Genomic DNA, 17,882 nt, shown 5'->3' with positions numbered 1-17,882 from the left:
GCTAGGAAGTGAAGATAGTGAATGTATTTCAGCTTTTCATCAAAAGTACATACTCTCCCCGTGATATTGCAAAAACAAGATTTCAAGGAATCGGAAAAGCGATTCTTTATGTATTTTTGCTCTCTGTCCTTTTTGCAATTCCAACCGCTTATTATGTAAGCTCAGGGACCGTAAAATCAATGAACGGCTTTAAAACCGTTTTAAACAAAGATTTCCCTGATTTCACAATTTCAAACGGCAAACTTCAAACGGATGAGAAAAAAGCCACGGAATCGCAGGCAAATGGTTTCGTTATCGTATTTGATCCGACAGACGCCTACGGCACCGAACAAATTGAAGCAAAGCAAAACGCAATCGGCATCCTTCAGAACAAATTTGTTTTGGCCATTGACGGACAAGCCCAAGAGATGCCTTACTCAATGATGCCTTCAGAGTTAAAGAAAAAAGATATCATTGCAGGTTTAAATCAAAATAAAACGATGATCGTAACTGTTCTCTCGGCTCTCATTTTTCTCGTAACAGCCGCAGGAAAATTTATTGAAGTATCCTTTTTAGCGCTTATCGGGGTAATCATTAAGAATTCACAGAAAAAACATCTGTCCTACCATCAGCTCTGGAAGCTTTCTGCTTATTCCATCACCCTTTCGACTATATTCTTTACGATTATGCGTGCGTTAGAAGTGACAGTTCCTAGTGAATTTTTGCTGAACTGGTTTGTCAACTTTGTCATTCTGTTTCTTGTTTTAAAAGAGATTCCTTCCAAAAAAGCTGCTGTATAATCCGAGACTGCTTTCGCAGTCTCTTTTCTTTTGTCATGAATCTAATTGGACAAGCATACTATGGTATAAAATTTCGTATGCGGGAGGAAAAGCGATGAAGCGTCTCACTTTTGTATGCAGTTTTGTTTTTATTCTTTTTATTCTTTTTTATGATCTTAAAATTGGAACGATACCCATTCAGGACCTCCCTGTCTACGAAGCATCAGCAAAAACGGCTGCACAAGAACCAGCATATAAAACAGTGAATGTAAACCCGGGTGATACGGTTATGTCGATTGTCGGATCAGCAGGTTCTCCAGACGACATTGTAAAGGATTTTGAAACACTGAATCCGAATGTGAAAGCCAACGCCATTCAAGCAGGAACAGCGTACAAATTCCCGGTCTACCCTTAATTAACGTTAATTTCTTGTCAGTTTGGCGAAGACACTGTTACAATATAATTTGTAAAATAAATTCACATAAACCATACTAGAATTGTTATATCTAGAAGCGGCAACTACAATTAAGGAGCGATTGCAAGTGAGTGAAATCACACATCGTACAAAAACGCGTCCCGTCAAAGTGGGACCTTTAACAATAGGCGGCAACAATGAAGTTGTCATCCAAAGCATGACAACAACAAAAACACATGATGTAGAAGCAACGGTTGCGGAAATTAACCGTTTGGCTGAAGCCGGATGCCAAATCGTCCGGGTAGCATGTCCGGATGAACGTGCGGCAAACGCCATTGCGGATATTAAAAAACGCATTTCCATTCCGCTCGTTGTTGACATACATTTCGATTATAAACTTGCGTTAAAAGCCATTGAAGGCGGCGCAGATAAAATCCGAATCAACCCCGGCAACATCGGCCGCCGCGAAAAAGTCGAAGCGGTCGTTCAAGCGGCGAAAGAAAAAGGGATTCCGATCAGAATCGGAGTAAACGCCGGTTCACTTGAAAAACGGATTTTAGAAAAATACGGTTATCCGACTGCCGATGGAATGGTAGAAAGCGCACTTCATCACATTAAAATTCTTGAAGATCTCGATTTTCACGATATTATTGTCAGCATGAAGGCGTCTGACGTGAACCTCGCAATCGAGGCTTATGAAAAAGCGGCGAAAGCATTTGATTACCCGCTCCACCTCGGGATCACCGAGTCAGGAACACTGTTTGCCGGCACAGTAAAGAGCGCAGCAGGACTCGGCGCGATTTTAAGCAAGGGCATCGGGAACACCCTGCGCATTTCATTAAGCGCAGATCCTGTGGAAGAGGTAAAAGTAGCAAGAGAGCTTCTGAAATCTTTCGGTTTAGCCTCCAATGCTGCCACGCTCATCTCATGTCCGACTTGCGGCCGTATTGAGATTGATCTGATCAGCATTGCCAATGAAGTGGAAGAATATATTTCTAAGGTAAAAGCGCCGATTAAAGTTGCTGTTCTTGGCTGCGCCGTAAACGGACCTGGTGAAGCAAGAGAAGCTGATATCGGCATCGCCGGAGCTCGCGGCGAAGGGCTGCTGTTCCGGAAGGGGAAAATTGTCCGTAAAGTCCCTGAGGAAACAATGGTAGAGGAACTCAAGAAAGAAATCGACATTCTTGCTGAGGAACACTATGCAAAGCTTGAAGCCGAAAAAGCAGAATTAAAAGAAGAGACACAAAAAGCTTGACGGGAACCCGTCAAGCTTTTTTGTATTAGAAGAAAGGAATAATAAATATTCCAAGCACTAATGAGATGACACCGATACCCATCGCCCAAGCTCCAAGGCCTTGGGCACCTCTTCTTCTTGCGATATAGCCGACAATAATACCGGCAGCTCCCAATAAAACAGGCAGTACAAACAATGAAATAATGGACAAGGCTAAAGCAATATACCCTATTCCCCGTCCTTCATTGACATTGCCGCCGCTGCGGTCATTGTCTCGGTCATTGCTGCGGTCAGCAGCACGGTAAGGCTCGGCGATTTCAGCAGCCGTTTCCTCAAAAAAACCATCATTGTCGCGGGTTATATTTGTTCCTTCAGAACCATGGTCAACATAGTAGCCGTTGTTATCACGTTTTTCGTAATCGTTTGCCACCTTCAATTCCCCCTTCTGTTTTTATTAAAGGAGCTTTTATAGTTTGGTCTATTTCGCCTGATTCATGTTTGCTAAACTTTTCTGTTAATGTCAATTGTTTATGTTACACTTGAAGGGATGAAACTGAAGGAGTGTGGGCATGTTACGCTTAGGAATAGATATTGACGGCACAATCACGGCTCAGGATACATTCGTCCCTTATTTGAACCGCTCGTTTAATCTTTCCATTTCATTAAACGATATGACGGATTATGATTTAACAAAGCTGTTAAACATTACGCAGGAAGAATTTTGGGATTGGATGAATCAAAATGAAGCGATCATATATAAGGAAGCATTGCTTGCACAGCATGCAAAACAGTCACTTGACCTCCTCAAAGAGGAGCACAAGCTTATTTATATTACAGCGAGACGGACTCATTTAACTGATATTACCTATGAATGGTTTGACAGACAAAACATTCACTACGACCACATCGAACTCGTTGGCGGTCATCATAAAGTTGAGGCAGTCAAAAAACATAACATCGACTTGTTTTTTGAGGATCATCACGGAAACGCGATGATGATCGCGAAAGAAGCCAATATACCGGTCATTTTATTCAATTCCCCATATAATCAGCTTCCGATTGATTCAAACATCATCAGAGTAAACAACTGGCTAGAAGCCGTTCAATGGATGAATAAAAACAAACATCACTTCATACGTGTCAATAACTGAAAAAGGAGCCAAACTGGGCTCCTTCTCTCATATATATATATGCAATTACGCAGTCGTGCTTTCTTGATTTTCCGCTGTACATTCAGGGCATGTGCCGTAAATCTCAAATTTATGCCCGCTGACCTGATAGCCATCCAAATCATCACAAAGCTTGTCCATCGGACATGATTCAATTTCCTTGGTTTTACCACAGGCAAGACAAATAAAGTGATGATGATGATGGGTAAATGAACACTTAAATCGGAAGAGTTTTTCACCGGACAGCTCGGTTGTTTCCAAAATACCAAGTTCTTCATATAAAGAAAGGTTTCTGTAGATTGTATCAAAGCTTAAGCCGGGATAATCATCATTTAATGCAGACAGTACGTTTTTAGCGGTAAGATATCTGTCTGAATCAGCAAAAAGCTGCAGCATATCCTCCCGTTTGTTTGTGTATTTATATCCATTTTCTTTCAATAGGTTCAGCGCTTCTTGTACGTTCATGAAGGTTCCCCCTTTTCGCTTTGCTTAAGAACGTATCACATGTATGAAAAAGAAAATGGCAGCTGTCTGACCAGCAAGCCATTTTCTCTACTGCAGATAAAATTATACCCATAAAATGAATAAAAGTAAATGAAAGCTAGTGGATTGCGTTTTTGAATTTCCCGCCTCTCGTTTCATGAGTATTCATAATTGTTATGAATGCATTTTGATCGACTTCAAACACGATCGATTTTAGCTTAGTCACTTCCAGCCTTGTGACAACCGCGTAAATCACGTCCTTTTCTTCGTCCGTATATCCGCCTTTCCCTTTCAGCTTGGTTGTTCCGCGACCGAGACGGTGCAAAATCGCGTCGGAAATCTCATCATACTGATCAGACACTATAATGACAGCTTTTGTTTCATCAAGCCCCTGAATTACGGCATCAATTGTTTTCATCGCAATATAATAAGTCATGAAAGAGTACATTGCTTGCTCAGGACCGAACACAAAAACAGCCCAAATGAAAATGAATACATTGATGAACATAACGAACTCACCTACTGAAAACGGCAACTTTTTCGTCAGCAAAATACCGAGAATTTCTGTACCATCCATTGAACCTCCGTTTCGAATAACGAGCCCGACTCCAAAGCCGAGTAAAAGACCTCCGAACACAGTGGCCAAGATAGGCTGAGTTGTAATGGCTTCTACATGGTGAAGCGAGGATTCAATAACAGCAAGCCCAACAATCCCAATCATCGTAGAGACAAGGAAGGTCTTACCGATATATTTATATCCGAAGATCATAAAAGGAATGTTTAACACGACAACGAATAAAGCGAAATTCAGAATTGGGGTTGACTTAAAGAGGTGGTCTAAAATTAGTGATACACCGATGATCCCGCCATCAATAAAATCGTTGGGGATTAAAAATAATTCGATACTTACAGCCGCACATGCAGCTCCTGACAGAATCATGAAGACCCTGAAAATAAAGTGGGAAAATGTTTCTCTCTTATGTTGTTTTGTTGGGGTCATAAAATCTCCTTTCCTGCAATAACTATTTTAAATACATTATAAATCTATTTTACCATTAAACACTGACACATTTTACTGTTTTGCCCATACATTAAGTCTGGAGGTGGAATGGTCGATGATTTTATTTCAAAGAATTATTTTGCAGCGGCTTAATCAGGCTACTGCTGACGATTTGCTGAAGTACTCAAAACAATACGGAATCAGTTTAACAAGACCGCAGGCCATTGAAGTAGCAAACCTGTTATACGGGAAAAATGTGAACATTTTTAATGAGAGTGAACGAACGCGGCTGCTGAAACAAGTAGAGGCAATTACATCAAAAGAAACAGCCCAAACTGTTAATGAACTATTCAAACAATTTACAACCTAAAAAATGGGGGAGCTATCCCCCATTTTTTATTGCTGTAAAATCTTTTCGAGCAATGTGTCATCAAATTGTTTTTCTTTCAGCATTTCAATCTCGAAACGGTATGGCGGTTTTTTATTCTTTTTATCTTCACCGACATACGGCGTTTCAAGAATTTTTGGAATGTCTTTTAACTGCTCGTGGTGAACAACATATTGCAGTGCGTCAAATCCGATTTCGCCAAAGCCAATGTTTTCATGACGGTCTTTTCTTGCACCTTTTACATTTTTGCTGTCATTGATATGAAGCACTTTAATACGGTCAATACCGACGATTTTATCGAACTCATTCAGCACTCCGTCAAAGTCTTCGACAATCTGATATCCGGCATCATGTGTATGGCACGTGTCAAAGCATACTGACAAATGCTCATTGTGCGTAACGCCATCGATAATCTGTGCAAGCTCCTCAAAGCTTCTGCCGCATTCTGATCCTTTTCCTGCCATTGTTTCTAATGCAATTTGGACATTTTGATTCGGATCAATCACTTCATTCAAACCTTCAATAATTTTTTTGATGCCTGCTTCAGCTCCCGCTCCCACATGAGCGCCCGGGTGAAGGACAATTTGCTTCGCTCCGATGGCCGCTGTCCGTTCAATTTCAGAACGAAGAAAATCGACACCAAGCTCAAAAGTGGACGGATTTGTCGTGTTGCCAATATTAATAATATAAGGCGCGTGTACGATAATCTCGTCAATGCCGTTTTCTTGCATATGTGCCCGGCCAGCTTCTATATTTAAGTCTTCAATTTTCTTTCGGCGCGTATTTTGCGGTGCGCCTGTATAGATCATAAACGTGTTCGCTCCATAAGAGACTGCTTCCTGGCTTGCAGCAAGAAGCATATGTTTTCCGCTCATAGAGACGTGTGAGCCTATTCTCAACAACAGGTTCCCCTACTTTCTTTTTTTAGATTGGTTTCTTCTCTGTTTTTTCTTGATTTTCTCCATCTCGTAGCTCATTTTCTTTTTATATCCAGGTTTTACCTTTTTCGGCTTTTTCACAAGACGATGCGCAATTTCATCCGCTTCGTTCGTCGTTTTTTTGCGTTTTTTGCGGCGCTGGCGGTCATCGCCTTTTTTCCACTCGCCCTTTTCAAGCTCTAAGTAATCAAATTCGATGCCCATTTTCTCAAGTCTGGCTAATGCATCCTCATCAGAAAGCTCGTAAATGGTCATCGCTTGCCCTGATGAGCCGGCGCGAGCCGTTCTGCCCACACGGTGAATATAGAAATCGAGATCATCCGGCAGCTCATAGTTGATAACATGACTGACACCTTTAATATCAATGCCTCTTGCGGCAAGATCAGTTGCAATGACATAAGTGAATTCCAAATCATTGATCTGCTTCATGACTTTTTTCCGCTCACGAGGCGTTAATCCGCCGTGCAGCAGCCCGATTTTCAGACCTTTTCCAGTTAAATATTGAGCGATATGGTCAGCAGTGTTTTTCGTATTGGCAAACACAATGCCCAAGTATGGATTCAGATGAGACATGATGTCAAAAAGGAGCTTGTCCTTGTCACGATGTTTCGAAGGAATGAGAATATGCTCGATTTTCGCAGCAGTCACCTGTTTTGGCTCCACGTGGGCGTATTTCGGATTTTCCATATATTTTTTCAAAAATGGTTTCAGCTTTTCCGGAATCGTCGCTGAGAACACAAGCATCTGCAGATCCTCAGGCATGCGGGAACCAATGTAATCTACATCTGCAATAAATCCCATGTCCAGCATTAAATCCGCTTCATCAATGACGAGAGATTCCGCTTTATGAACACTTAATGCCTGTTCTTTGATTAAATCAGCAATCCGTCCGGGCGTACCGACAACAAGATGCGGCTGTATCTTCAGTTTATCAATCGATTTTTGTTTATCTGTGCCTCCGATAAAACATTTCGAGCGAATCTGGCTGCCTTCCTCACCCTGTGTGATTTTAAGCGCTTCCTGATGAATCTGGTTGGCAAGCTCTCTAGTCGGAGCCGTAATGACAACCTGCACGACATCCTTGGCAGGATCGATTTTGTTTAATAAAGGCAGTAAATAAGCGTGTGTCTTTCCAGTTCCCGTCTGTGACTGGCCGATCACGCTCTCTTTTTTTAACACTGCAGGAATCAGCCTTTTCTGAATATCAGTCGGTTCGTAAAAACCAAGGCGGTGTACTGCATCTATAATAAATGGTTTCAATTCATAAAGTTCAAATTTCGTTTCTTTCATTTTTCCCAGCTCCTTAAAGCGGCACATTATGTGTCCATCATCACATTATACCCGATTTTGCATAAAAACACCACGTTTGCAAGGCGTTTGTTTTATTCAGTTATGTAAAGCAAATACCGCAGCCCATGCATATTCTAATAGCAGAGAGAGCTGAAAGGAGGTACAAGTATGTTTTCACCGCAGCAGCCGATGAGAAATTATCCGCAGCCCGGACCGCCCCGCCCCATGCCAAATCAGCAAATGATGGGCAGAAGACCGCCTAATATGCCAAGACCTTCATTTGGACCGCAGCAGCAAGGTTTTCAGCAATCCGGACAATTTCTTCCTCAGACAAATGCCGGGGCGAGAAATGGTGCGGGCGGAGGCTTAAAAGGGATGCTGTCAAAGTTCTTACCCGGCGGAGGAGGCGCTGGCGGCGCCGGAGCTCCAGGAGCAGGCGCAGCAGCGAGCGGGGGAGCAGGTCTGCAAAGCATTCAAAATATCGCCAATCCTGCATCTTTATCCAGCATGCTCGGGAATGTGCAAAAAGTGCTCGGCATGGCACAGCAAGTCACGCCCATGATCCAGCAGTACGGCCCATTAGTCCGCAATCTGCCGGCAATGATGAAGCTGTACAGCCAATTAAGTAAAAGTGATGATACAGAGAGCAATGAGGAAAATGAAAATCAAACAGATTCACAAGAAACCTCGGAAACAGAGAACGAGGCTGAAGCCAAAATCTCAGATGGGAACAAAAAATCACAACCAAAAAGTTCTTCTCTATCTAAGAAATCAAAAACATCTGATAGTAAAGAACCAAAATCAAAAACATCTGCCCCGAAGAAAAATGAAGCTGCCTCTTCTTCTCCGAAAAGAACATCAGGCAGTTCAAAGCCGAGATTATATATTTAACATTCTTTGATATCTGAAGTGAGATTGGCTATAATGAGATCAGAAGAATGCAAGAATAGAGCCGTTTGATTACGGCTTTTTATATTGCCTTTACTCACTTCAGTATTGGAGGACAACCGAAAATGGACGTAATTAAAATTTCGCCGCGCGGCTATTGCTATGGTGTAGTTGATGCTATGGTCATTGCCAAAAACGCGTCACTAGATAAAAGCTTGCCAAGACCCATCTATATACTCGGGATGATTGTTCATAATAAACACGTCACTGATGCGTTTGAAGAGGAAGGAATCTTTACTTTGGACGGTGCTAACCGTCTGGACATCCTGAAGCAGGTTGAAAAAGGAACTGTTATTTTCACTGCGCATGGTGTTTCTCCCGAAGTCAGAAGAATCGCTGAGGAAAAAGGATTAGTCGCAATTGATGCTACATGTCCAGATGTGACAAAAACTCACAATTTAATTCTAGAGATGAAAGACAAAGGTTATCACGTGATCTATGTCGGCAAAAAAGGGCATCCAGAGCCTGAAGGAGCCGTCGGCGTAGCGCCTGAGATCGTTCACTTAGTTGAAACAGAAGAAGATGTGAAAAACCTTGATATCCAAGCAGAGAAATTAATCGTGACCAATCAGACAACGATGTCTCAATGGGATGTTCACGACATCATGGAGCTTGTCAAAGAGAAATATCCTCATGTCGAATATCATCAAGAGATTTGCCTCGCTACTCAAGTACGGCAAGAAGCTGTATCAGAACAAGCGAAAAAAGCGGACTTAACAATCGTTGTCGGCGACCCGAAAAGCAACAATTCAAATAGGCTCGCTCAAGTGTCAGAGGAAATAGCCGGCACAAAAGCATACCGAATTGGTGACCTAAGCGAATTAAAGCTCGAATGGCTGAAAGGCGTTAATACCGTTGCAGTTACTGCGGGGGCTTCAACACCAACGCCGATCACAAAAGAAGTCATTCGCTTTTTGGAACAGTATGAGCATGAAGATCCATCAACTTGGACAACGGAACACAATGTACCGCTCAAAAAAATACTCCCGAAAGTAAAAGCAAAAAACTGAGGCTGTATAAGCCTCAGTTTTTTTATAGAAATGTAAATGGATTTGTATCTGTTTCAGAAACAAAGATATTTACGTCTAGCTTCTTATCCTTGCACATAGACGTCAATCTTCTCGTGACGCCTTCTTTCATGATTTTTTCCGCGTAATGGCCCGGATCAACAACATTCAGGCCTAGCATCATCGCATCATGAGCCACATGGAAGTATAAATCTCCTGTAACGTAAACATCGGCGCCCTTTCGTTTCGCTTGATGAATATACTTGTTTCCATCTCCGCCTAGAAGAGCTACCTTCTTCACCACGCTGTCAGCTTCACCCACCATTCTGACGCCATTCACTTCAAGCTTGTCTTTTACAAATAAAGCGAATTCCTTAAGCGTCATCTCATTTTTAAGTGTTCCGACACGGCCGAGCCCTTTTTCGGCAAGAGCCTGTTCGACAGGATAGATGTCGTAAGCGACTTCTTCATATGGATGGCTTTTTATCATTGCATTTATAACAGCTTTTTCGATGCTTTTAGGAAACACAGTCTCTAGCCTAACTTCATGAACAAGCTCAAGCTCTCCCACTTCACCGATAAAAGGCTTGGCGCCGTCCAATGGCTTAAAGCTGCCGATTCCTTCAGATGAAAATGCGCAATGGCTGTATTCTCCGATATGGCCGGCTCCCGCATTTCCAAGCGCTGTTCTGACCTGCTCTTCATATTCCTTCGGCACGTATACGGCCAGCTTTTTCAGGGGATCAGTATAAGTAGGCACCAGCACCTCCGTTTCAATCAGCTCTAATGCTTCAGCAAGCAAGTCATTTACGCCGCCGTCCGCAATGTCTAAATTTGTATGAGCTGCATAAACAGCGATATCATGCTTCAAACACTTTTCAATTAACCTTCCGGCAGGCTGATCTGTTGAAATATGCTTGAGAGGCCTGAAAATAGGAGGATGGTGTGCAATAATCAAATCAACCTCTTTTTCAATCGCTTCATCGATAACACTCTCCAACACATCAAGTGTAACCATCACATTTTTAATCGGTTTGTTTAAGGTGCCGATTTGCAGGCCAATTTTATCGCCTTCGACCGCATAGGCTTTCGGGGAAAATTGTTCAAACAGTTGGATGATCTGCTGCCCATTTACGCTTTTAGCCATGATCGATAACCTCCTTTAGCAGCTCCATTCGATCGGTGAGCTCCTTTAATTTCTGTTTATTTTGCTCTGTACTTGCAGCTCGGCTGATCTGTTCATAAATGTTTTGCGTGTGCTGAAGCTCTTGTGTCCATTTTTTCAAAAAGACAGCACTCTTTTCTTTTGCCAAGAAAGGGCCGACGAGCATACCAGCTGATAAAGAAATACCAGCATAAGCCGCATCTCTGTCTCCTGCTTCGGCGACAAGCACCTCATAGCACTTTCCGTCTTCTTCAAGGATCACTTCATTTGTCAGCGCATATCCTTCTTTAAAAAGCCACTCCCTGATATGAACAGCATGAATATTCGGCTGTAAAATAAGCCGTTCTTTCCCCGTTAATTTGTCTTTACCCGCTTCTAAAATGTGAGCGATTAAAGATCCGCCCATTCCTGCAATCGTAATGGCATCTACTTCACCTTTTTTAATGACTTCCAGGCCGTCTCCCTGCCTTACAGAAATGTGCGCGCTTAAGCCTGATTTTTCAACCTGCCGCTTGGCAGACAAAAACGGGCCGTCTGTTATTTCTCCCGCAATTGCCCCGCTGGCTTTATGATTCAGCACCGCATAACAAGGAAGGTAAGCGTGGTCAGACCCGATATCGGCCATCACTGCTCCATTCGGTATGTATTCCGCTACTGTTTGCAATCGTTTAGATAATTTTAATTCGTTCACTTTTCATCACAACTTTTCTCAATCATTTTTCCTTTACTATCATATAAAAAATCAGCCCGGAATCCAAGCTGAGCGAATGATTTTCAGTTTATTTCTTTTCATGTGCAGTCTACATACGCAGACAAAAATAAAAGGCTGTCGAGAACATCTCGGCGGCCTGAGAACGTATTAGGAGAAAGATAGATTTTTTATTTAATTTTTGACACCCACTCTGCCATATCATCTAGCTTATCAGCCGGAACAAGACCGGAAGGCATTCCATTACCACCTTTTTCGATCTTTGTTTTAATTTCACTGACATCTTTTTTATCCCCTACACCTTTTAAGCTCGGACCTGAAACACCTTCATAATTTTCACCATGGCACGAGATGCAGTTTGCCTTGTAAATATCCTCCGGTGAAGCGTTTGCATCTTCCTTTTCAGCAGATTTGCTTTCTCCGCCGCTTGCAATCTCCCGAGAGTCATCAAGCCCCTTTACTGATAAAAAGAAAGTTAGGCCAATTCCTAAAACAGCGATCAGTAAAAATGGAATAAGCGGGTTCCATTTCATTTCCCTTCCCCCTTTTTGATCCTTCCCCCTATGTAAACACTTCTTATTCTAACTTATTTTTACAAAAAGTAAATGGATTGCTATACAAAAGTTTTTTATTCACACTTTATACAAAATTGAATAGAAACATGCCTATTTCTCTGATATCCATTTTATTCTATTGTATAATGTATTGTATACGCTTACAATAGAAAATATGGATTCATATTTAAATTTTTCATCACAATGTCCATTTGCAAATGACATCATTTTTCAGTAAAATAAAGGCATATTATCCATATATCTTTTTGAAAAAAGAAGAACGGATCTGCAAGACCCGTTCCATCTTATTCGAGGAAATCTTTCAAACGTTTACTTCTGCTAGGATGTCTTAGTTTCCGCAACGCTTTGGCTTCGATTTGTCGAATACGTTCTCTCGTTACTCCAAATACCTTGCCGACCTCTTCTAATGTTCTTGTACGGCCGTCATCAAGTCCGAATCGAAGACGCAATACATTTTCTTCACGATCAGTTAACGTATCAAGTACATCTTCCAGTTGCTCTTTCAATAGCTCATATGCGGCGTGGTCTGAAGGTGAAGTGGCTTCCTGGTCTTCAATGAAATCACCAAGATGCGAATCATCCTCTTCACCGATCGGTGTTTCCAGCGATACCGGCTCTTGTGCAATCTTTAAGATTTCGCGTACTTTTTCAGGTGTTAAATCCATATCTTCCGCAATTTCTTCAGGTGTCGGTTCTCTGCCTAAATCTTGCAGTAGTTGACGCTGCACACGGATTAATTTATTAATGGTTTCAACCATATGAACGGGAATCCGGATCGTTCTCGCCTGATCGGCAATGGCGCGAGTAATCGCCTGTCTGATCCACCACGTAGCATACGTACTGAATTTATAACCTTTGCGATAATCAAATTTTTCAACGGCTTTCATCAGACCCATGTTGCCTTCCTGGATCAGGTCAAGAAACAGCATTCCGCGTCCGACATACCGTTTTGCGATACTGACAACAAGCCGCAGGTTCGCTTCAGCCAATCTGCGTTTAGATTCTTCATCACCCTCTTCAATCTTTTGAGCGTAGGCGATTTCTTCTTTTGCAGAAAGAAGGTTAACCCGGCCGATTTCCTTTAGATACATACGAACTGGGTCATTGATTTTGACACCAGGCGGTACACTTAGGTCATTAAGGTCAAATTCTTCTTCGGCTTTGGCAAGCTGCTGAATATTAGGATCTTCTGTTTCTTCATTCTCACTAATTAATTCAACACCTTGTTCACCTAAAAATTCATAATACTCATCCATTTGGTCTGATTCAATTTCAAAGCTGGACATACGCTCGGCAATTTCTTCATATGTCAAAACGCCACGTTTTTTACCAGACTCTGTTAATTGCTCTTTTACTTGATCGAATGTTAATTCTGTCTCGTGGGTTTGTTTATCAGCCATTATGGATCCCTCCTTCCAAAGCTTGCAACGAATTCTATAAGCGGTATGATTCTTATTCGGTCCATTCAGGCGTTTTCTATGTGAACTGCCTTTAACAATGTGCGAATAATGAAATGACAATTCATGATGAGGTTAAGCGATCTATTTGCTCCTCCGCAAGGAATCATTGCCAATAAATGCTTCTCACCGGTTTTTCCAGTTATTTTAAAGATCGGTTCAATGTAACGATTTCTTGAGCCAGAGAAGCAGCTCTTAAAAAATCTTTTTGCCTTTCAGCTTCGGCTCTTTCCGCCTCTTTTTCTTTTATCATTGACCAATTTCTTTGATTCAACACTTTTTTTACATAATCTGATAACTCGGCTTCGCTGAGCTCTTGATTAATTTGAAGCATTAGTATATCTGACAAAAGCTGGCTAATTTGATCATCCGTCACCCTGGCCATCAGATGCTGAGGCGTCAGCTCGGCACCTTCTTCATAAAAAGCGTAAAGATAGGCGGCTAATGCGCGGTGCTCATCAATATTAAATTGAAAGCCTACCCGGTCAATCACTTTTTTGATAACGCTCCGATCTCGAAGCATGTGGGCAAGTAACAGCCTTTCTGCATTTTCATACGCCGGACGCAGACGTTTTTGCCTTGCCTTTGTCGTCAGATGCGCTCGCCGCGTTTTCGTTTCACCGCCATTGTCAGCATTGTCAGCAGGTTTGTTTTGCTTGCTGAAAACAGACAGCTGCTCGGTTAAAGACTCCTGTGAAAGCGAAAACTCTGAAGCAAGCTGTTTTACATAGACTTCCTGCTCAAGAGACCCTGAAAGCGTGCTGATTTCTTTCAGTACGTCTTTAATGTAAGCTAAGCGGTCTCCTTCATCAGACAGGTTCTTTCCCTTTCGGAAATATTGCATTTTGAACGCCATTACGGTGACACTGGCGTCGATAATGTCGTTTTTAAATTTTTCCCCGCCGAACTTTTTGATGTAATCGTCAGGGTCCAACCCGTCAGGAATCATTGCAACTCTGACTTTGCAGCCTTTGTTTTGCAGAAGATCTGAAGCTTTTAAAGTGGCTTCATAACCGGCTTTATCAGAGTCATAGCAAAGAATGATTTCTTCGACATTTCTTCTCAGGATCTTGACATGATCATCTGTCAGAGACGTTCCCATTGTCGCTATGCTTTCTTTTACACCCGAGCTTACGGCCGATATGACATCGGCAAATCCTTCAAATAAGACTGCTCTTTCCTGCTTTCTGATATGAAGGCGGGCCTTATAAAAATTGTAAAGCAGTTTACTTTTATGAAAGAGCGGTGTTTCAGGACTGTTCATATACTTAGGCTGCTGGCTGCCAAGAGCCCTGCCTGAGAAAGCAACAACAGCCCCGTGATGATCATGGATCGGAAACATGACGCGGTTTCTAAAACGGTCAAAATATCCGCTTCCGTCTTCACGTCTGATCAGGAGCCCCGCTTTTTCCATTTGCGCCTCACTAAAGCCTCTCTTTACGAGAAATTTCGTAATGAAGTCCCAAGAATCAAGAGCATAGCCGATCTGAAACTCATCAATCAGCTCTTTCGTAAAGCCCCTTGAAAGCAGATAATCCAGCGCCTCTTGACCTTCTTTTGTATTTATTAACAAATGATGGTAAAATTTCTTCAGGAGCTCATGAGCCTCAGCCATTTTTTGTTCTCCAGAAGACTCTGGCCGGGCTCCGGAATGGACTGTTATATCATCTGGAAAATCAATTTGGTATTTGTCAGCAAGGTGAGAAACCGATTCGGCAAATGAATAGCCTTCCATCTGCCTTAAAAAAGAGAAAACATTGCCGCCCGCTCCGCAGCCGAAGCAATGAAAAATCTGTTTGTCGGGCGATACGGAAAACGAAGGTGTGCTTTCTCCATGAAAAGGACAGAGTCCAAAGTAGTTTCGGCCTTGCTTCTTTAATTGAACATAATCACCTATGACTTCAACGATATCTGCCGACTTTTGCACCTGATCCACAATTTCATCTGGTATCCGATTTCCCATCTTATAACACTCCGTCGTACATTATTCGATGCTTTAGTGCAAAATCCCTTCATCGTTCGACAGGATTTTTTGCAGCAGTGTAATAAATCGTTCACGATCTTCTTTATTCAATTTTTTAGGCCCTTTGGCGTATATGCCTTTTCTCCTTTGTTTGCCGGAAAAATGACGGCTCTCAAGAGCAAAATCAATCGTGCCTTCTTTGTAAAGACGCCCTCTTTCCGACATGACGGAGACATTTCTGTTCAACAGCAGGGATGCTAATCCGATGTCCTGCGTCACAACAATATCTCCCGGTTTTACGTGATTTGCGATATATAAATCAGCAGCTTCTTTATGAGGATCAACATACTTCCATTTTTCTTCATTGCTTCTGGAAAGCTGATAATGTTCAAATGAAGCGACAAAAAGAACTTGAACTTCATACTCGGATGCTGTTTGTAAAATTTCATCTTTTACCGGACAAGCATCTGCATCGACAAAAATCGTCTTTTCTTGTTCATTAAGAAGAGTAATTCTCCATCCCTCCATTAAACTCCTGCATAAAAGCAAGCAAAATCGCACATCCTTTATTGCCGGACGTATATGAATTTGTCGAAAAATTTCCGGGAGAAATTCTTGACATCTTACCCATAATAGTTTATTCGTATCACACGAACCTTAAACCTAAAATTAATCATTTTATCACAATTTTTTATTATAATACAAACTTCACAAAGATGCTATTATTTTTCATTATTCCCTTTTGGCATAGCCAAAAACCCAGGATAGAGCGTCCTGAGTTACATGTTTTTTGTTTTGAGATGATGGATAATATTTGCTGTTTCTTCAACCGCTTTATTTGAAACATCAACAACCTGGCACCCGATCCGGTCCACAATCTTTTCGAAATATTCCAGTTCCTCTTTGATTCTGTTGATATTTGCATAGATCGCTTTGTCATTAAGCCCAAGTGATTTTAACCGTTCTTTTCTGATATGATTCAGTTTATCCGGGCTAATCTTTAAACCGATACATTTTTTCGGATCCACGTTAAAGAGTTCTTCCGGCGGGTCAACCTCGGGAACAATCGGAACATTGGCAACCTTCAGGCGCTTGTGGGCGAGATATTGAGACAACGGGGTTTTAGATGTTCTGGATACCCCGATCAAAACGATATCAGCTTTTAAAATCCCTCTTGGATCACGTCCATCATCGTATTTAACTGCAAACTCGATAGCCTCCACTTTTTTGAAATAGTCTTCATCAAGCTGGCGTACCCGCCCCGGTTCGTATTTCGCTGTTAAACCGTAGGCTGTTTCCATTTTATCAATTAACGGGCCGATAATATCATAATATAAAACATTTGCTTTATCCGCTTCGGCAATCAAATATTCTCTGATTTCGGGCACCACTAGTGTGAAACAGATAATGCCGCCGTCTGCCTTTGCAAGTGAAATCACTTCATTGATAGTGCCTATATCTTCAACATAAGGAATTCTTCTGACATGTGTATCGTCTGCTGAACCGTTAAATTGGCTGAGCGCTGCTTTTACTACCAATTCAGCCGTTTCACCGACGGAATCCGATACAACATAGATGATGCGGTTATTCATATTATCCCCCCGTTAGTTTGCGATCTTATATGATTTCATTTTCAGATAAACTGACAAGTATTTTTGTCATATTTGTTTTTGTCACTCTGCCGATTACTTCAAAGCCTTTATCGGTATCTTTGATGACAGGCAGTGCATCAATTTGTTTTTCTATCAAGTGCTTTGCAATGTCCATCACATAATCCTCGCGTCTGCACACTGTAATATTCGGCATCCTTGTCATGATGATGTGAACAGGGACAGATGTAAGCTCCTGCTGGCCTATGCTCGCTCTCAGCAAGTCTTTTCGTGAAAGCACCCCGACTAAAACAGCATCGCGGTCCACCACAAACAGAGTACCTACATCTTCTAAAAACATGGTACAAATCGCATCGTATACAGAAACATTTTCATGAATCACGACGGGGATAGATTGAAAGTCTTTCACCTGAAGCTTTTTGAGTTTATCTGCCAAAAGCTGTGTTCCGGTTTTCCCAGTGTAGAAATAACCGACTCTCGGGCGCGCCTCAAGGAATCCTGACATGGTGAGTATGGCTAAATCCGGACGCAATGTTGCCCTGGTTAGGTTCAGCTTTTCTGCAATATGCTCCCCTGTAATCGGCCCGTTTTCTTTTACAATCTGCAAAATATGTTCTTGCCGTTTATTTAGTTCGATCGTACTCACCACCTTTTTACTTCATATCTATGTAAAGAAATAATAATCCATATTATATCGTAAATATCTTGTAATCAAACAAAAAAACTCATAAATGGGGAAAAGACGATTACCGATCACACAGCAACCGCCTTTT

At 41.9% G+C, this 17,882-nt stretch carries 20 protein-coding genes; 7 read left to right on the top strand and 13 right to left on the bottom strand.

The window, feature by feature from the left end:
* Positions 1-17: 17 nt before the first annotated feature.
* The 3 genes from Q5C82_RS10240 (at position 18) to ispG (ending at position 2,428) form a co-directional block, all read left to right on the top strand.
* Entirely contained in the window at positions 18-779 is a 762-nt protein-coding gene (locus Q5C82_RS10240) for a DUF1189 domain-containing protein (RefSeq protein WP_003226252.1), read from the top strand.
* Between the two features lie 94 nt (positions 780-873).
* Complete coding sequence (locus tag Q5C82_RS10235) at positions 874-1,173, top strand: LysM domain-containing protein (protein ID WP_003226250.1); 300 nt, start codon at positions 874-876, stop codon at positions 1,171-1,173.
* A gap of 121 nt (positions 1,174-1,294) precedes the next feature.
* On the top strand, positions 1,295-2,428 hold the full coding sequence (gene ispG / locus Q5C82_RS10230) for a flavodoxin-dependent (E)-4-hydroxy-3-methylbut-2-enyl-diphosphate synthase (RefSeq protein WP_079996409.1): 1,134 nt from the start codon (positions 1,295-1,297) through the stop codon (positions 2,426-2,428).
* 25 nt (positions 2,429-2,453) lie between these two features.
* Here the strand turns inward: ispG and Q5C82_RS10225 are convergent, their stop codons facing one another.
* Positions 2,454-2,843 carry a DUF308 domain-containing protein gene (locus tag Q5C82_RS10225; protein WP_079996419.1) on the bottom strand — a complete coding sequence of 130 codons (390 nt, stop codon included), beginning with the start codon at positions 2,841-2,843 and terminating at the stop codon, positions 2,454-2,456.
* A gap of 133 nt (positions 2,844-2,976) precedes the next feature.
* Here Q5C82_RS10225 and Q5C82_RS10220 point away from each other — a divergent pair, with 133 nt between their 5' ends.
* Positions 2,977-3,558: a hypothetical protein gene (locus Q5C82_RS10220; RefSeq protein ID WP_003226243.1), complete on the top strand. Its 582-nt coding sequence runs from the start codon at positions 2,977-2,979 to the stop codon at positions 3,556-3,558.
* 45 nt (positions 3,559-3,603) lie between these two features.
* On the opposite strand, the gene zur is transcribed toward Q5C82_RS10220, so the two are convergent.
* Positions 3,604-4,041 carry a zinc uptake transcriptional repressor Zur gene (gene zur / locus Q5C82_RS10215; protein WP_003226241.1) on the bottom strand — a complete coding sequence of 146 codons (438 nt, stop codon included), beginning with the start codon at positions 4,039-4,041 and terminating at the stop codon, positions 3,604-3,606.
* A gap of 136 nt (positions 4,042-4,177) precedes the next feature.
* A complete protein-coding gene (locus tag Q5C82_RS10210; protein ID WP_003226239.1) occupies positions 4,178-5,059 on the bottom strand; it encodes a YitT family protein in 882 nt (293 codons plus the stop codon).
* Between the two features lie 115 nt (positions 5,060-5,174).
* Here Q5C82_RS10210 and Q5C82_RS10205 point away from each other — a divergent pair, with 115 nt between their 5' ends.
* A complete protein-coding gene (locus Q5C82_RS10205; protein WP_003226238.1) occupies positions 5,175-5,429 on the top strand; it encodes a DUF2624 domain-containing protein in 255 nt (84 codons plus the stop codon).
* 26 nt (positions 5,430-5,455) lie between these two features.
* Here Q5C82_RS10205 and Q5C82_RS10200 read toward each other — a convergent pair whose 3' ends face one another.
* Positions 5,456-6,349 carry a deoxyribonuclease IV gene (locus tag Q5C82_RS10200; protein ID WP_032727307.1) on the bottom strand — a complete coding sequence of 298 codons (894 nt, stop codon included), beginning with the start codon at positions 6,347-6,349 and terminating at the stop codon, positions 5,456-5,458.
* A 9-nt stretch (positions 6,350-6,358) separates the two neighbouring features.
* Positions 6,359-7,675 (bottom strand): DEAD-box ATP-dependent RNA helicase CshB, encoded by a 1,317-nt coding sequence (cshB, locus tag Q5C82_RS10195; RefSeq protein WP_003226234.1) that lies wholly within the window; start codon positions 7,673-7,675, stop codon positions 6,359-6,361.
* 168 nt (positions 7,676-7,843) lie between these two features.
* Between cshB and vrrA the strand changes: the two genes are divergently transcribed.
* Together vrrA and Q5C82_RS10185 are read left to right on the top strand one after the other, a co-directional pair.
* A complete protein-coding gene (gene vrrA, locus Q5C82_RS10190) occupies positions 7,844-8,566 on the top strand; it encodes a VrrA/YqfQ family protein (RefSeq protein ID WP_003226233.1) in 723 nt (240 codons plus the stop codon).
* Between the two features lie 122 nt (positions 8,567-8,688).
* Positions 8,689-9,633, top strand: a complete 945-nt coding sequence (locus Q5C82_RS10185) for a 4-hydroxy-3-methylbut-2-enyl diphosphate reductase (RefSeq protein WP_003226231.1) — start codon at positions 8,689-8,691, stop codon at positions 9,631-9,633.
* A 22-nt stretch (positions 9,634-9,655) separates the two neighbouring features.
* Here Q5C82_RS10185 and Q5C82_RS10180 read toward each other — a convergent pair whose 3' ends face one another.
* The 8 genes from Q5C82_RS10180 to ccpN form a co-directional block, all read right to left on the bottom strand.
* Positions 9,656-10,777: a Nif3-like dinuclear metal center hexameric protein gene (locus Q5C82_RS10180; protein ID WP_003226229.1), complete on the bottom strand. Its 1,122-nt coding sequence runs from the start codon at positions 10,775-10,777 to the stop codon at positions 9,656-9,658.
* Positions 10,770-11,420 carry a tRNA (adenine(22)-N(1))-methyltransferase TrmK gene (gene trmK / locus Q5C82_RS10175; protein WP_003226227.1) on the bottom strand — a complete coding sequence of 217 codons (651 nt, stop codon included), beginning with the start codon at positions 11,418-11,420 and terminating at the stop codon, positions 10,770-10,772. The genes Q5C82_RS10180 and trmK overlap by 8 nt, the downstream gene beginning before the upstream one ends.
* 254 nt (positions 11,421-11,674) lie before the next feature.
* Positions 11,675-12,037, bottom strand: coding sequence for a cytochrome c550 (cccA, locus tag Q5C82_RS10170; RefSeq protein ID WP_003226226.1), 363 nt, complete (start codon positions 12,035-12,037; stop codon positions 11,675-11,677).
* Positions 12,038-12,363: 326 nt separating this feature from the next.
* Positions 12,364-13,479, bottom strand: coding sequence for an RNA polymerase sigma factor RpoD (gene rpoD, locus Q5C82_RS10165; protein WP_003226225.1), 1,116 nt, complete (start codon positions 13,477-13,479; stop codon positions 12,364-12,366).
* A 199-nt stretch (positions 13,480-13,678) separates the two neighbouring features.
* Positions 13,679-15,499, bottom strand: coding sequence for a DNA primase (gene dnaG / locus Q5C82_RS10160; RefSeq protein WP_003226223.1), 1,821 nt, complete (start codon positions 15,497-15,499; stop codon positions 13,679-13,681).
* A gap of 33 nt (positions 15,500-15,532) precedes the next feature.
* Positions 15,533-16,027, bottom strand: coding sequence for a YaiI/YqxD family protein (locus tag Q5C82_RS10155; RefSeq protein WP_003226221.1), 495 nt, complete (start codon positions 16,025-16,027; stop codon positions 15,533-15,535).
* A gap of 251 nt (positions 16,028-16,278) precedes the next feature.
* The gene (locus Q5C82_RS10150) at positions 16,279-17,091 is read right to left on the bottom strand and encodes a pyruvate, water dikinase regulatory protein (protein WP_003226219.1); all 813 of its coding nucleotides are present in this window, start codon (positions 17,089-17,091) and stop codon (positions 16,279-16,281) included.
* Between the two features lie 25 nt (positions 17,092-17,116).
* Entirely contained in the window at positions 17,117-17,755 is a 639-nt protein-coding gene (gene ccpN, locus Q5C82_RS10145) for a transcriptional regulator CcpN (RefSeq protein WP_003226217.1), read from the bottom strand.
* Positions 17,756-17,882: the final 127 nt, after the last annotated feature.

Origin of the sequence: uncultured Bacillus sp. (genome assembly GCF_958411575.1) — a bacterium.
Classification (GTDB): domain Bacteria; phylum Bacillota; class Bacilli; order Bacillales; family Bacillaceae; genus Bacillus; species Bacillus spizizenii.
The sequence above is the reverse complement of the archived record's forward strand: the minus strand, read 5'-3'. Positions and strand labels throughout refer to the sequence as shown.